At 58.4% G+C, this 14,659-nt stretch carries 11 protein-coding genes; 9 read left to right on the top strand and 2 right to left on the bottom strand.

Going from position 1 to position 14,659, the window contains the following annotated elements; all coding sequences use genetic code 11:
- Positions 1-2 precede the first annotated feature (2 nt).
- Together B7G66_RS13165 and B7G66_RS13160 are read left to right on the top strand one after the other, a co-directional pair.
- Positions 3-2,042, top strand: coding sequence for a glycosyltransferase (locus B7G66_RS13165; RefSeq protein ID WP_040510677.1), 2,040 nt, complete (start codon positions 3-5; stop codon positions 2,040-2,042).
- Between the two features lie 19 nt (positions 2,043-2,061).
- On the top strand, positions 2,062-2,931 hold the full coding sequence (locus B7G66_RS13160; RefSeq protein WP_003619314.1) for a glycosyltransferase family 2 protein: 870 nt from the start codon (positions 2,062-2,064) through the stop codon (positions 2,929-2,931).
- Here the strand turns inward: B7G66_RS13160 and B7G66_RS13155 are convergent.
- Positions 2,877-3,995: an acyltransferase family protein gene (locus B7G66_RS13155; RefSeq protein ID WP_003619312.1), complete on the bottom strand. Its 1,119-nt coding sequence runs from the start codon at positions 3,993-3,995 to the stop codon at positions 2,877-2,879. The genes B7G66_RS13160 and B7G66_RS13155 overlap by 55 nt on opposite strands.
- 421 nt (positions 3,996-4,416) lie before the next feature.
- Between B7G66_RS13155 and galE the strand changes: the two genes are divergently transcribed.
- Both galE and B7G66_RS13145 read left to right on the top strand, forming a co-directional pair.
- On the top strand, positions 4,417-5,511 hold the full coding sequence (gene galE / locus B7G66_RS13150; protein WP_003619309.1) for a UDP-glucose 4-epimerase GalE: 1,095 nt from the start codon (positions 4,417-4,419) through the stop codon (positions 5,509-5,511).
- A gap of 130 nt (positions 5,512-5,641) precedes the next feature.
- Positions 5,642-7,183 carry a flippase gene (locus B7G66_RS13145; protein ID WP_003619307.1) on the top strand — a complete coding sequence of 514 codons (1,542 nt, stop codon included), beginning with the start codon at positions 5,642-5,644 and terminating at the stop codon, positions 7,181-7,183.
- A 244-nt stretch (positions 7,184-7,427) separates the two neighbouring features.
- Here B7G66_RS13145 and B7G66_RS13140 read toward each other — a convergent pair whose 3' ends face one another.
- The gene (locus B7G66_RS13140) at positions 7,428-8,207 is read right to left on the bottom strand and encodes a sulfite exporter TauE/SafE family protein (protein WP_040511841.1); all 780 of its coding nucleotides are present in this window, start codon (positions 8,205-8,207) and stop codon (positions 7,428-7,430) included.
- 589 nt (positions 8,208-8,796) lie between these two features.
- Between B7G66_RS13140 and B7G66_RS13135 the strand changes: the two genes are divergently transcribed.
- The 5 genes from B7G66_RS13135 to B7G66_RS13115 all read left to right on the top strand — a co-directional run bounded on the left by B7G66_RS13135 (position 8,797) and on the right by B7G66_RS13115 (position 14,414).
- Positions 8,797-10,023, top strand: coding sequence for an MFS transporter (locus tag B7G66_RS13135; protein WP_231106257.1), 1,227 nt, complete (start codon positions 8,797-8,799; stop codon positions 10,021-10,023).
- 78 nt (positions 10,024-10,101) lie between these two features.
- Positions 10,102-10,488, top strand: coding sequence for an oxalurate catabolism protein HpxZ (hpxZ, locus tag B7G66_RS13130; RefSeq protein ID WP_040511838.1), 387 nt, complete (start codon positions 10,102-10,104; stop codon positions 10,486-10,488).
- A 346-nt stretch (positions 10,489-10,834) separates the two neighbouring features.
- On the top strand, positions 10,835-11,440 hold the full coding sequence (locus B7G66_RS13125; RefSeq protein WP_040510675.1) for a sorbitol dehydrogenase family protein: 606 nt from the start codon (positions 10,835-10,837) through the stop codon (positions 11,438-11,440).
- Between the two features lie 18 nt (positions 11,441-11,458).
- Positions 11,459-13,096, top strand: a complete 1,638-nt coding sequence (locus tag B7G66_RS13120; RefSeq protein ID WP_003619295.1) for a GMC family oxidoreductase — start codon at positions 11,459-11,461, stop codon at positions 13,094-13,096.
- Positions 13,089-14,414 carry a cytochrome c gene (locus B7G66_RS13115; protein WP_003619292.1) on the top strand — a complete coding sequence of 442 codons (1,326 nt, stop codon included), beginning with the start codon at positions 13,089-13,091 and terminating at the stop codon, positions 14,412-14,414. The genes B7G66_RS13120 and B7G66_RS13115 overlap by 8 nt, the downstream gene beginning before the upstream one ends.
- The last annotated feature ends 245 nt before the right edge of the window (positions 14,415-14,659 follow it).

Here is a 14,659-nt window from a genome sequence, read left to right as displayed (position 1 = left end):
CCATGCCCACAGAGACTGCCCCCCCATTGCGCGCCTTTGTCCAGCTCAGCTACGGCTATGGCGCGACAAACTGGCATACACGCTGGAAAAAGGGCGAGATTCCTGGAATTAACGAACCCTATGCCTATGGGTATTATCGTGCGGCAGGACCCGGCATCGTTATCGCCCAATCCGAGGACAAGGTAGAAGGCCCGCTTTCCCGCCTTGTGCGTTATGGGGTACGCTTCATCCTTGGCTTCGATTTCGTACAGGCCTGGCGCAACCGGGGGGGCATTCTGTCCGCCGACGTGGTCTGGACCCATACCGAGGCACAGGCCCTGGCGGTGCTTTTGCTGTGCCGCCTGACATCAGGCGCGTCCCATCCCCCCCTGATCGCGCAGAGCGTGTGGCTGATGGATCGCTGGCCCCATGAACCCGCATGGCGGTGCCTGTTGATGCGCAGCCTGCTGTCACGCGCGGACATGCTGACATTCCTGTCCCCCGAGAACCTGGCGCAGGCACGCACCATTTTCCCTGGGCAGAGGATGGAATGGATTCCGTTTGGCATCCGTGCGGACGAAATGACGGACCACCCTGCCCCCCGGCATGCACCGGGTGCCCCGATACAGGTCCTGTCACTCGGGAATGACCGCCATCGCGACTGGACCACGCTGATTACCGCGACCTCCTCCCTGCCTGCCGATGTGACGTGCCATGTCACCATCGCAACCGCCAGCCTTCCCCCCTCTGCCGCCCATGTCACGCGCGTCACCCCGACGCACAACGACGCACTGTTTGGGCTGTATGATGCCGCCGATATCGTGGTGGTCCCCCTGACACATAACCTGCATGCATCCGGCATTACGGTGATCGAGGAAGCCACCTTGCGCGGGCTGCCGGTCATTGCCACGGATACCGGCGGGTTGCGTCATTATTTCGACGGGACATGTGTTTTTTATGTCCCGGTCGGGGATGCACAGGCCATGGGGCACGCCATTGTCACGCTGGCATGTGACCCGGACCGATGCGCGCGGATGGTGCGCAATGCGCGTGAACGCATGCATACATGCCTCAATTCCAAATCCTATGCCCTGCGCCATGTCGCGCTGTCGCGCGAACTCCTGTCACAGCGCACATCCACCACACAGGCCCCGATGGCTGATGCGCCCTCCCCCGCCGCACGGAACATGAAAATTACGGTCGGTATCGCGACAAGCGGTCGACCGGACATCCTGCGTGAAACGATCGCGGAATTGGGCCGGCAGACCCATCAGGCACACAGGATCATCGTGTGTGCCCCCACCATGCAGGACATGACCGGACTGACCCCTTCCGAAGGGCTGATCCTCCTTCAGGGGCCGCGGGGTCTGGCGCATCAGCGTAACCTGCTGCTGCGGCATATGGGGGATGCGGATATCGTCGTGTTTTTCGATGATGATTTCCTGCCCGATCCCGACTACCTCGCACACTGTGCACGCGCCTTTGCCATGGACCCCGATATTGTCGTCGCGACCGGGCGCGTACTGGCGGATGGGGCAAAGGGGCCGGGCCTGACGGTGGAGGCCGCGCGCGACATGCTGGCGAACCCGAGCGTGAATGACACGCCCCCCCTGCCCGCCATACAGGCGGCATGGAACGGTTATGGGTGCAATATGGCCTATCGCCTGTCGAGCATCGCATCGGCAGGACTGCGTTTTGATGAGCGGCTGCCCCTGTATGCCTGGTACGAAGACATTGATTTTTCACGTCAACTGGGACGGCAGGGTCGTATCGTGCGCGTCAACGGCGCAAAGGGCATCCATCTGGGCAGCAAATCCGGACGTACGCCGGGGCGAAAACTGGGATATTCGCAGGTGGCAAACCCGCTTTACCTGTCGCGCAAGGGAACGTTTCCCCTGGACCATGCCTTGCGCAGTATTGGCCGCAACATGGCGATGAATGCCATACGCAGCCTGTGGCCCGAACCCTATATCGACCGTCGGGGGCGTATCATTGGCAACTGGCTTGCCATACGTGACGCGATCCTGGGGCGCATATCACCTGAAAAAATGCTGACACTTTAACCCATGAGGGCTTTTTTCAATGTTCTTTTCACTGATCGTACCGACGCTGGGACGGGTTGAAGAATTACGCAACCTCCTGCTTTCCCTGTCGCAGCAGTCGCTCAGGACATTTGAAGTCATTATCGTGGACCAGAACGGCGATGACCGGCTTGCCCCCGTCGTGACGGAGTTCAATGACAGGCTGAGTATCCTTCACCTGCGCAGCAGCATCCGAAAATGCAACCATGCCCGCAACCTCGGCGCCAGTCGCGCGGGGGGCGATATCCTTGCATTCCCTGATGATGACTGTGCTTATACAAAAGATATCCTTAAGACCGTCAACCGCACATTCAGCGGTGTGCGTTCGCCTGAATTCATAACCGGTTCCGTCATCACGCATGAAGGCCATACAGGTCGTTCAGGACGATGGAAGGCCGAGGAAACCGTCATCGACACCCATACTGTCTGGACATGCCTGATCGAGTTCAATTTCTTCATTCGTCGTCACGCCTTCAATGCTGTCGGCGGGTTTGATGAAAATATCGGGCCGGGCACGCCCTTTGGCTCCGCCGAGGGACAGGACCTTGCCTTACGCCTTCTGAAAAAAGGATTTTCAGGTCTTTATCTTCCTGATCTGCGCATCATCCATCCTGACAAGCCCGTTTCCCTTAATATCGCACGCGCCTACAGCTATGGCGCGGGGATGGGGCGGGTCATGCGCAACAACCACCTCAGCCCCGGCACCGTCCTTACATTCATGCTGCGCCCCATCGGGGGAAGCGCATTTTATCTGCTCAAGGGGAATATTCCATTTTTCCGTTATTATGCAATGACATTCCTTGGTCGCGTCAGGGGTTATCTTTCATTATGCACTGGCATGACAGCCGAAGCCTCCCCCACCACCGGATAGGAACGCCCACCCGGTGCATTGGGGGGACTGCGGTGCGACAGCATGCGACGGACCGGTTCATCAACCTTCTTCAGGACAAATACAGAAACCATAATAGCCATGACAAAGACCAGCGGGATTTCGACAATCGCAACGCGTGCATGCACCATTGCCTGGAACAGGCCATTAACCCAGCAGAAAACCGGGTAATGCAGCGCATAAAGCGGGTAGGAGACCTCCCCCCCCAAAAGGGACAGCCGCGTCAGGGCAGCCGGCATCCTGACCCGGGCGCCAGAAATGACCAGCAGGGGGGAGAAGATGGCAATCCATGCCATTTCCACCCCGCGTGAGGCCACACCGGGCCAGAAGAATAGTACCAACATAAGACAGAAACATGTCATAAACATGGACATGCCAGAAATGGCAGCCGGAATAACCTGCGCGAAACGATACAGCGCCACCCCCATGAAAAAGGATGCGCCAACCCTTGGGAAACCGCTCCAGAAAGTGGCGGGCACATCCCCCCCCAGTCCGGTCATCCATACCAGCGGCAGGCACACTCCCACCATGGCCACCGCCAGCAGGCGCTGATCCAGACGACGGGTCATCCACCACAACAGATTGATGAACAGTTCAAGGAACAGAGAATATTGCGGCCCATTGAGCGGAAAAACCTGCGGGCCACCGATCTCATGGGGCGCAAAGAGATATGGCAGATTAAGTAACGCCAGGACAAGCGCAACACACAACGCCGCATAGGGGACATCCCCACCATTGAGATACGCCCGCAATATGACATAAGCCCCCCCCAGAATAGTGGCCACAACGACCACGGGCATGAGGCGAACAAGACGCCGGCTGAAGAACTGTCCCATCGACAGGCCGCGCGACCCCGTCATGCGCGTGTCATATGAAAGCGACAGCACATAACCGCTGAGGCAGAAAAAAAGGTCCACGGCAAGACCACTATTGACCGCCAGTTGCGGCACATCCAGCCAGTGCCCAAGGTGATAGATCATCACCGACAGGGCGGCAAAGCCACGCACCCCATCCAAAGCGGCGTAATGATGTCTGGGTGCATCCATGTCCCGTTCCTTTCGCAGATCCTGTCTGCTGCATGACCTCCGCAAGGGAACAGGCCAGTCACCGGACGGGTTTTACATGGGATCAAAAATATTTCCATCCCGCCATACGATTTCCGTACCAGACGATCCTGTTCATTCCTTTACAGAGCAAGGAAAGACTGCAACCCACCCATGACACGGCATGGCAATCCCGGTAGGGGATGCAAAATTCCCTTCCAAATACAGCATGATACGATATATTTTATTATTCCGTGATATAATAAAACAGAAATGAAATATTAAATTTCACTCTATCCCCCCAACATCATGCAACCGTAGCCACAGCCCTGTCGTTCGCGAAAAGCAGCCAGAGGCATGGTCCCACCGGCATGTCCCTGCCACACAAGTTCATATCGCAGTGCAGTACCACAGGGAAAATACGATGCATTACCTTGTCACAGGGGGCGCCGGTTTCGTTGGCAGCCATGTTGTCCTTGCCTTGCGCGATGCAGGCCATTCCGTCGTGGTCTTTGACAATCTCAGCACAGGGCATCGTGCCGCGGTTCCGCCGGATGTCACACTTGTTGTCGGCAACCTGTCGGATCAGGCGCTCCTTAACACGGTCATGACGCATAAACGCTTCGATGGTGTCCTGCACTTTGCCGCCCTGTCCCTTGTGGGGGACAGCATGCGTGTTCCCTTTACCTACCTTCGACAAAACTACCTCAACAGCCTTCAACTTATTGAAATGTGCATCCATCATGCCATTCCACGTTTCGTCTTTTCATCCACAGCAGCCCTGTTTGGCACCCCTGAACAGCAGCCGATCATGGAACATGCCACGGTCAATCCCGGCTCCCCTTATGGGGAAAGCAAGTTCCTGATTGAACGCGTCCTGCACTGGGCCGAAACGATTTATGGAATGCACAGTGCATGCCTGCGCTATTTCAATGCGGCGGGGTCTGACCCGATGGGGCGCGCAGGCGAAGACCACCGGCCCGAAACCCACCTGATCCCGCTGGCGATTGATACGGCGCTGGGCCGTCGCCCCGACCTGTCGATCTTTGGCGCGGATTATCCAACGGCAGACGGGACATGCGTGCGTGATTATATTCACGTCACCGACCTTGCCCATGCACATCTTATGGCACTGGAGCAGATCGAGACCCGCAGCGTTACATATAACGTTGGCAATACAACAGGATTTTCAAACCTTGACGTCATACGTGCGGTCGAACGCGTCACAGGGCGCACGGTGAACTGGTCATGGTCGGGGCGACGGCAGGGCGATCCTGCCACCCTGATCGCGGGATCGGAACGCCTGCGTCGTGAAACAGGGTGGACGCCACGTATCGCCGCACTTGATGACATTGTTGAAACCGCATTCCGCTGGCGCCTGATCCATCCCGACGGATATGCGCTGCCGTCCCCCACCACAGTGCGGGCGGTGGAAGAGACCAGCCCTGCCATCCCCCTGGTCGCGGATTTTCCTTTACCTGCCACACCCGAAGAGGCCTTCCGGCCGTCCTCCCCCTGATAGCGGGAAGATTTTCGCGCCACGCCCTCCCCTCTTCCCGCCAGGTCAGCCGATCGCGGCTGCCATGCCATGGCGGACGTCACCATCACCTGATGCATCAGTATCGCAGAACGGGCAGGATCATATTTCAATGACACCCACGGACCATGCACGCCTGACCCGAATGCAGACAGTATTATTCAATGCAGGCTGGAACATGCTTGGCCGTATCGGGCCGGTTGCCGTCGCCCTGCTGGTGACACCGCCGCTGATTACCCGGCTGGGGCTGGCGCGATGGGGGGTGCTGACCATTGCGCTCAGCCTTGTCGGGACATTCGGTATTTTTGATTTCGGGCTGGGCCGCGCGCTGACACGCGCCATCGCAGAACGTATCGCGGACGGGGAAGAAGAAGAAAGCGCCAGCCTGACGTTAACGGGCATCCTGACACTTGGCCTTTTCGGGGTGATCGGGGGCGGGATCGCAGCATTGTGCGTGCGGTTCTGGGTCTATCACGGGTTGAAGATTCCAGCCGACCTGCAACACCAGACCATGATTGCGATGTGGGTGCTGTGTGGCACCGCGCCACTGGTGATGATCAACGCCGCCATGTGGGGCGTCATGTCGGCGTATCAGGCATTCCGCACGGCCAACCTGATCAATATCCCAATTTCCATCATGTATTATCTTGGCCCGCTGCTTGTATTACAGGTCTGGAACAGCCTGGTGGGCGTTATGCTGGTACTGGCGCTGTGCCGCCTGGCGATGACTGTGGGATATGGTGCGGTCTGCCTGCGTATCATGCCATCCCTGCGCCGCGCACGTCCGGCGTTCGGCCTGCTGCGCCCATTGTTTCGGATTGGCGGGTGGATGACCATTTCCAACCTGATGTTTCCCATCCTGTCCTATATGGACCGCTTCATGATCGCCACCGTCCTGTCCGCTGCGGTCACGGCATATTATACCACCGCCTTTGACGTGGTCGCACGCCTGTCGATGATCACCATGGCAGTGACCAGCACGGCCTATCCTGCAATGGCCGCATGCTGGCGCACCGATACCACCGCAACGGTCGCACTTTATCGCAACAGCATCCTGACAGTGGTGGGATTGCTGTTTCCGTTCTGCCTGCTCGGCTCCCTCTTCAGTCACGATATCCTGACGCTGTGGGTCGGGCCGGATTTTGCGCTGCACAGCACACTGATCATGAAATGCCTCAGTATCGGGGTCTTTGTCTTTGGCATGGATGCGGTGGCCGCCGGTTTCCTTGATGGGATCGGACGGGCGGAAATGAACGCCATCCTCTCGGTAGTGGAGGTGGTGGTCTATATCCCGCTGCTGCTTTTGTTCCTGCACTGGTTCGGGGTTGATGGTGCCGCCTTTGCGTGGGCCAGCCGCAGCGTGATGGACTGCGTGGTGCGCATACGCCTGGGTATCCGCCTTTATCCATGGTTGTCACAGATGCTGCGCCACCTCATTCCCACGGCAATCGCCGGGGTGGGCACGATGCTCCTTGCATTACCGAACATTACGCACCTGCTGGGCGGCGCCATCGGGGCCGGTGGACTTGTGGTGTTCTATACCGTGCTGTGGCGGCAGGGACTGGCCGACGAGGAACGGGCCTCCCTGCGACACGGCATGGCCCAGGCATGGATGCTTGGCCGACAGGGCCTACGCTGGCGCTCTCAGGGCTGAACACGGCCTGGACCGTGAAGAACGATATAGCGCCACCACGTTGCCTTCCACCGGCGGGGAATAAGGGTGCTGGGACTGCTGCGGTCTGACAGCCTGCTCTATTATACTGGCCTGTCCCCAATATCATGGGTACATATCCGACGGGCAGGAAACAGGCTGCCGTTCGATAGGAGCGGGCATCAGCCCCATGCCTAATGTCATGGGGCTGATGCATTAATGGGGCAGATGGTGTGACACACCATGGTCAGCCATGCAGGCTACGCCAGATCATGTATGTCGCCACACAGAAAATCACCCCGGCGAAAAAAACGGTCAGCATCCCGGATGACCCCGCCATACGGCGCGACACCCGCATGCCACCATAACTGCCGAGCGTTCCCCCCGCGATGAACAACACCGCAAGCCCCCAGTCAACATATCCCGACATCATGTAGCTGATGGCGGTACTGAGGCCGAATGCCGCCACCGCCACCAGTGACGTGCCCACGGCGTTGAGTATGGGCATATGTGTCGATGCGATCAGGCCGGGTACGATCAGAAACCCACCCCCAATACCGAAAAATCCCGACAGCAGCCCCGTCACCCCACCAAAGGCCATGACACGCGGTGCGTTGTCGCGGTTACACTGCGCATCGGCGCACCCCCGATCATGCCGCCCACGCAACATCAGGAACCCGACACCAATCATCAGGACCGCAAAACACAGCAGAAGTTTCTGCCCATCCACTGCCTTGCCCGCCGATGCACCGACAAGCGCACCCAGTATCCCGCATGAGGCAAAGATGCCCGCGCACCGCCATTTAACCGTGCGTGCCCGTGCATGGTACCCCAACCCGACCAGCGCATTCGCTGCCACGCTGACGGCGCTGGTGCCGATTGCCACATGTGCATTGGGCACACCCACGACATATACCATCAGCGGCACGGCAAGGATCGACCCGCCCCCCCCGATCAGCCCGAGTGTAAACCCCACGACCACGCCAGACAGAAGTTCAAGCAACAGATGCACCATCTCAGGTGACATGCCCATACCACCCATAAAATGTAAAAACACGCATCGATACCGCCCCCTGCTGTCATGGCCCCACGGCCCGCCACTTACTGCGCCCGCCCGCACCTGGCAGGCCGTGGTACGTTTACAGGTATCAGCAGCCTTTTGAAAATCCGCTTCCATGACTTCGCAGGGGGACTGCGGGAATAAACATACATACCCATCCCGACCGACCCGCCAATATAATGCCCGTGCAATGCATGTATTTTATGCAGTGCATGACGTCACCGGCCTTACAAACCACCAGGCACAATTTCATGCCGAAGCCCCCACGGTTGCAGTGGGGGCAAATGTTTTTACCTGCGGCCCCTGTTTCGGGAAAGACGACGCCATTGATGTTTTCCCCGGAACGGGATTCACAAAAAACTTTTATTATTCAGAATATTACAAATCTCTAGCGGGCGGACAGGGTTTCCTGAAGACGTTTCAGTTTTCCTGCCAGATATCAATAGTAAATCACGAAGATCAGACGCCCCATGCCAACACTGGCGCAGCCACAGGCGGTATGAAAAACCCAATGACATGGCGGATGCCGTCCGCCTGCATGATCTGCGCAAAAAGGATGACGTTCTTGCCTGTTGCACTGCTGGCCCTTGCGATCGGGGCGTTTGGGCTTGGGACCACCGAAACAATCGTCATGGGCCTGTTGCCCCAACTTTCCGATGGGCTGGGCGTTACCATCGCGCAGGCCGGAATGCTTGTGTCGGGATATGCGATCGGCGTGACCATTGCCTCCCCCCTGGTCGCAATCATGACCAACAGCCTGTCGCGTCGGGATACGCTGTTGCTGACGATGGCGATCTTCATCGCGGGAAACGCCTGCAGCGCAGTGGCGCCGGGATACTGGTCGCTGATGATCGCACGGGTTCTGACATCATTTTCCCACGGCACGTTCTATGGCGCAGCGTCCATCATGGCGGGCAAGCTCGTTCCGCCAGAAAAACGCGCCGAGGCTCTGTCCCTCGTCTATATCGGGCTGACACTGGCGATGATCCTGGGCGTCCCACTAGGCACGGTTGTGGCACAGATGACGTCATGGCGTATCGCATTCTGGCTGATCTGCTGTGTGGGTGCTGCCGCCTGGGGCACCATATGGCTATGGATTCCACAGGACGGAAAGGCTGGCCCCACCATACGCCTGTATGAACAGTTTCGCGCCATGACGCGCCCGCTGGTCGTCACAATGATGCTGGTTTCCATGTGCACATCCGCCAGCATGTTCACGCTGTTCACCTATATCTCGCCATTCCTGCACATCCGGACGGGCCTGACGGAACATGTGATTGATAGCGTCCTGCTGATGATTGGCGCGGGCCTGTGTCTTGGGAACCTGTTGGGCGGGCGGCTGGCGGACTGGAAGATGCTTCCATCCTGCGCGGGCCTGATGGGCGCGGTGGCCATTATCCAGATCCTGCTTGCACCAGGCAGCCTGCATGTATGGAGCTGCCTCGTCCTGCTATTCCTGTGGGGCGTTTGTATCTATGCCCCCATGGCGCCGTTGCAATCCTATGTGGTGGCCTGTTCCGGATCTGCCCCCAACATTGCCGCAGTGATGAACCAGAGTTCGTTCAATTTCGGCAATGCCATCGGCGCATGGGCGGGGGGAATTCTGGTGGGAATGCATGGATCATATGGCGGCCTGCCGATCCTGTCGGCAGGATTTGCCGCGATCGGCTTCGGATTGGTTATGGTGGCGCAATATTTCCAATCCCGCGATAGAGTACGCAATACTGCCCCCCATGCGGACGCGTCGGGGTCAGGTTCGGGGCCGGTGCCTTTGCAATCCTGAAACATCATGCCCCGCACCCAGCCACAGACCGCCAAAGCACATATTACGACACGATGCGCGCAGACCGAGGAGCTTCCTATGCCGGAACTGAACAATCCCGCCACCCTCGCGGAAGTCACCGCCATGTCGGACCTGTATGAACAGGCATTGGCCGATAACCGTATCGAAACCCTTGATGGCCTGTTTTATGACGGTCCGGAAACGGTACGATATGGCGTGGGCGAAAACCTTTATGGCGCTGCAGAGATCGCAGCCTTTCGCCGAGCCCGTACCGGTGGGTCGCCGCCACGCACGGTCCTGCGACGCGTCATCACCACACTGGGGCAGGATGTGGCGACGGTTGACCTTGAATTCCAGCGTATCGGGGGAACCCGCATAGGCCGCCAGAGCCAGACCTGGCTTCGTACACCCGACGGGTGGAAAGTAATCGCCGCACATGTTTCGCTGATGGCCGACATCTCCTGATACGTAAAACGGGCTTTCCCACCCATAACAGCCCGTAAAAACCCGGAATAAAAATACATCTTTTCTTGCTACCGGATCATCATTACCCACAAGCCGAAAATCTGTTCATCACGATTGAGGAACAGGGAGGAAATTTCCCTGTTTTTTGGCTGTAATATGCGGATTTTATGAAATCCATATGGAATATACCACCTGTTCGCGCGGCAGCCATTCCATAGGTGAGTAGGTCAGAGGTTGCCGGAATAAATGAAAAAGCTGTAATGATGCGGACATTATTGCATCGTTACGGCCATACCCTGTCATGGACATCGCGGTTGGACCAAACGTCTTCGAGAGGCGACGCTAAATGGCTACAGAGCAGCGCTGTTTTCCTGCTGACCTACATCTTTTCACCCCCAACGGTGCGCGACTGAACCGGCTTTTGCGCATGTCGCGCCGTGATGTCCTCATGGGTGGGATGGGGGCCGCACTGGCTGGCGCCACCGGGGCTGCTGCAGCCACATCCGATGATGCCGACATCGCGGCATTCATGGCCGTGTCACAACGCCTGACGGATCGTGACACCCTCGACATACGAATTGGCCATGCCCTGTTCGCGGGAATCGTTCATGCCACGCCCACGCGCCGCGACCAGGTCAGCCGCCTGCATGACCTGATGACCAAAAACAGCTTTGCCAGCGCGCATGACCTGGCAAAGGCCGCCGAACAGGCTGACCCGGGTTTCAAGGACGTCATCCATGACATCATGACGGGCTGGTACCGCGGCCTTGCGGATCACAAGGTCGTCGTCTACCGCTCCGCCCTGATGTTCGACATCACCAAGGACGCCGTCTATCCCAAGACCTATGCGGCGGGTGGCCCGTTCTACTGGACCCAGACCCCACCGGAAGTGGCCGTTCCAACCGGCGAGCCAGCCCTTTCGCCCTCGACATTCGTCGTGGAACCCACCTGACAGCCGGAGCGTCGCGCAATGTCTTCCGAACACAACCTTTCTGCGGATGTCGTGATCGTCGGGTCCGGCGTCGCGGGCAGTTCCATCGCCAACGAACTGGCCCGGGCCGGTATTTCCGTCATCGTGCTGGAGGCTGGCCCCAGGGTGGACCGCCAGCATTTCGTGGAAAATTTCCGCAACCTCGAAAACAAGCCCTCCTATCAGGGGCCATTCCCATCGGTACCGTGGGCGATCCATCCCCCCAACCAGATCACCCCCAACGAATACCTGCACACGACCGGCCCCGATGCCGAAGCGTACCAGCAGGTGTACCTGCGCATGATGGGGGGGACCACATGGCACTGGGCCGGCTGCGCATGGCGTTACCTGCCGTCTGATTTCGAACTGAAAAGCCGCTATGGGCAGGGACGTGACTGGGCGCTGAAATACGAAGACCTTGAGCCGTTCTATTACCAGGCCGAGGTCATGATGGGCGTCTGTGGTCCCGACCCGTCGGTGGAAGACCTCGGTTCCCCACGCCAGCAACCATACCCTATGGAAGCGCTGCCGATCTCCTATGCCGCGCAACAGTTCCGCAAGCTGATCAGCGAGAAGACCCCCTGGCGCGTCGTGCATGAACCGCAGGCACGCAACACGCGTCCCTATGACAACCGTCCCACCTGCGAGGGGCATAATAACTGCATGCCGATCTGCCCCATCGGGGCAATGTATAATGGCAGCTATTCAGTGTATCACGCCGAGGCGGCGGGCGCGAAGTTCATCCCCAACGCCGTGGTCTACCGGATTGAACGCGACAGCGCGAACAAGCGCGTGACGGCGGTCCATTATTATGACCCCGACAAGGGCAGCCACCGCGTGACGGGCAAGTATTTCGTCATTGCGGCCCATTGCATCGAAACGGCAAAGCTGCTGCTGGTTTCCGCGGACGAGCAAAGCCCCGACGGCATCGCCAACAGTTCGGGCCATGTCGGTCGCAACATGATGGACCATACCGGCGTGCAGGTCAGTTTCATCAGTGGGGACAAGGCACTATGGCCTGGGCGCGGGCCATTGGAAACAAACGTCATCGACAATTTCCGCGATGGTGCATGGCGTGACACCCGTGGTGCCTACCTTGTTCACATGGTCGATGACAACCAGGTGGATCTGGCGACGGCGCTGGCGATTTCCAAGGGGTATGTCGGACGCGAACTGGAGGAGCAGATACGCTATCTCGCGTCCCATACCGTCCGGCTCTTCAGCCATAATGAAGGGATTGCAGACCCGCAGAACCGCCTGACACTGAGTCAGACGCACAAGGACGTACTGGGTATTCCGCACCCGGAAGTCTATTACAAGCTTCCCGAATACACGGTAAAAAGCTGCGAACATACGCGCGGCATGTTCCGTGAGCTGATCGGCCTGATGCATGGCACGGACGAACAATGGACACCGGGATATTTCCCGCAGGACCACCCCGCCGGCAGTACCATCATGGGCACGGACCCGAAGGATTCCGTAGTGGACGGCTTTTGCCGCACACATGACCATGAGAACCTGTTCATGGCGAGTTCGTCGGTCTTCTCTTCGGTTGGAACCGGCAATATTACCCTGACGGTGGCTGCCCTTGCCCTGCGTGTCGCCGATACGCTGAAAAAAGAACTCTCCCATGCCTGATATCGTGCGCAAAGCCCTGTGGTCCATCATGGCGGCAGGGACGACCCTTGCTTCGCTGTCGTTCCCCGCCGCCCGGGCGCAGGATACATCGGCGGCTGTCCTCGCCCGTGGGGAATACCTGGCCACGGCCGCCGACTGCGTGGCCTGTCATACCGCTCCGGGTGGGAAGCCCTTTGCCGGGGGGCTGAAGATCGCAACGCCGATGGGCGATGTCATCTCCACCAACATCACGCCCGACCCCGACCACGGGATTGGAAAATATACCGAAGAAGACTTTGAAAAAAGTCTGCGCCATGGCCTGCGCCGTGATGGCAGCCACCTTTATCCCGCAATGCCTTATGTATCGTATTCCGGGATAACGGACGAGGACGTCAAGGCGCTGTATGCATGGTTCATGCACAGTGTAAAACCGGTGGCGGAAAGCCCGCCCACCACGTCGCTTAACTTTCCGGCCAACCTGCGTATCGCCATGAGTGCATGGAATATGGTGGCAGGCACCGTCCCGCCGGAAAGTGGCGATTCCGCAACGTTCGACAAGATGCGGCGTGGCAAGTATCTGGCAACCGCGCTTGAACATTGCGGCACCTGCCATACACCGCGCAACATGATGATGAGCGAAGAGCAGGACAACTACCTTGCCGGTGCGCCGCTGGCGGGGTGGTATGCCCCCAATATCACATCAAGCAAGACAAGCGGCATCGGTGGATGGAGCGAGGACAGCCTTGTTCAGTATCTTCATACCGGCCATGTCGCGGGCCTCAGCCAGGCTGCAGGCCCGATGGGTGAAGCGGTCGAACACAGCACGAGCCACCTGACGGATGCGGACCTGCATGCACTTGCCGCCTATATCTTGCAGGTACCGGCCAAAGAAGACAGCGCCGAACAGAAACCCCGCCAGAATTTTGGTCACCCTGTGGAAGAGGCCGATATACGCAGCGGCAATCTGACGCGCATCGACGACCTGACGGAAATGGACGGACAGCATGTCTATGACGCGAACTGTGCCGCATGCCATGGCATGAACGGGGCGGGCACGACCGATCATTATGCCCCGTCTTTGTTCCATAACTCGGTCACAGGGGCCGGGCGCCCAGATAACCTGATCATGACAGTCCTGCAGGGCGTGGACCGGACGGCAGATGGGTTGCATACGCATATGCCGGGTTTTGGCGCCAGTTCGGATGTCCAGCGCCTTAGCGATACCGAAATCGCGCATGTGGTCAATTACGTCATGAAAACCTTCGGGAGCGGCGACCCTGCCGTCACTGCGGCACAGGTCGCGAAGCTGCGCCCAGCCGGTCCGCAGAACACACCCTGAGCATTTCCCAGGGTGAAATGGAACCGTCATTCATTACATGCCGCGCATGTGACGGATGACGGTTTTCCTTTTGCTATATTCCCCAAAAGACAGCCATTGCAGTTTCATGGGATAACAAGTGCCATAAAGGGTGCCTCCCTTTATTTAAGGAACTGTTTGAAAAGTCAGGCCAGATAACATACTGAAATCATAAAGGTTTCCGGTGAAGCTTTTTCCAAAAAGCTTCAGAAGACGCCGCCTTTTTG

The sequence above is a fragment of the Novacetimonas hansenii JCM 7643 genome, assembly GCF_000964405.1.
Classification (GTDB): domain Bacteria; phylum Pseudomonadota; class Alphaproteobacteria; order Acetobacterales; family Acetobacteraceae; genus Novacetimonas; species Novacetimonas hansenii.
This window is presented reverse-complemented; position numbering and strand designations above follow the sequence as displayed.

Coding starts and splice junctions, on each gene's coding strand:
- galE (WP_003619309.1), top strand. CDS start 4,417: ATGCATTACCTTGTCACAGGGGGCGCCGGTTTCGTTGGCAGCCATGTT.
- B7G66_RS13155 (WP_003619312.1), bottom strand. CDS start 3,995: ATGGATGCACCCAGACATCATTACGCCGCTTTGGATGGGGTGCGTGGC.
- B7G66_RS13115 (WP_003619292.1), top strand. CDS start 13,089: ATGCCTGATATCGTGCGCAAAGCCCTGTGGTCCATCATGGCGGCAGGG.
- B7G66_RS13120 (WP_003619295.1), top strand. CDS start 11,459: ATGTCTTCCGAACACAACCTTTCTGCGGATGTCGTGATCGTCGGGTCC.
- hpxZ (WP_040511838.1), top strand. CDS start 10,102: ATGCCGGAACTGAACAATCCCGCCACCCTCGCGGAAGTCACCGCCATG.
- B7G66_RS13135 (WP_231106257.1), top strand. CDS start 8,797: ATGACGTTCTTGCCTGTTGCACTGCTGGCCCTTGCGATCGGGGCGTTT.
- B7G66_RS13140 (WP_040511841.1), bottom strand. CDS start 8,207: ATGTCACCTGAGATGGTGCATCTGTTGCTTGAACTTCTGTCTGGCGTG.
- B7G66_RS13165 (WP_040510677.1), top strand. CDS start 3: ATGCCCACAGAGACTGCCCCCCCATTGCGCGCCTTTGTCCAGCTCAGC.
- B7G66_RS13160 (WP_003619314.1), top strand. CDS start 2,062: ATGTTCTTTTCACTGATCGTACCGACGCTGGGACGGGTTGAAGAATTA.
- B7G66_RS13125 (WP_040510675.1), top strand. CDS start 10,835: ATGGCTACAGAGCAGCGCTGTTTTCCTGCTGACCTACATCTTTTCACC.
- B7G66_RS13145 (WP_003619307.1), top strand. CDS start 5,642: ATGACACCCACGGACCATGCACGCCTGACCCGAATGCAGACAGTATTA.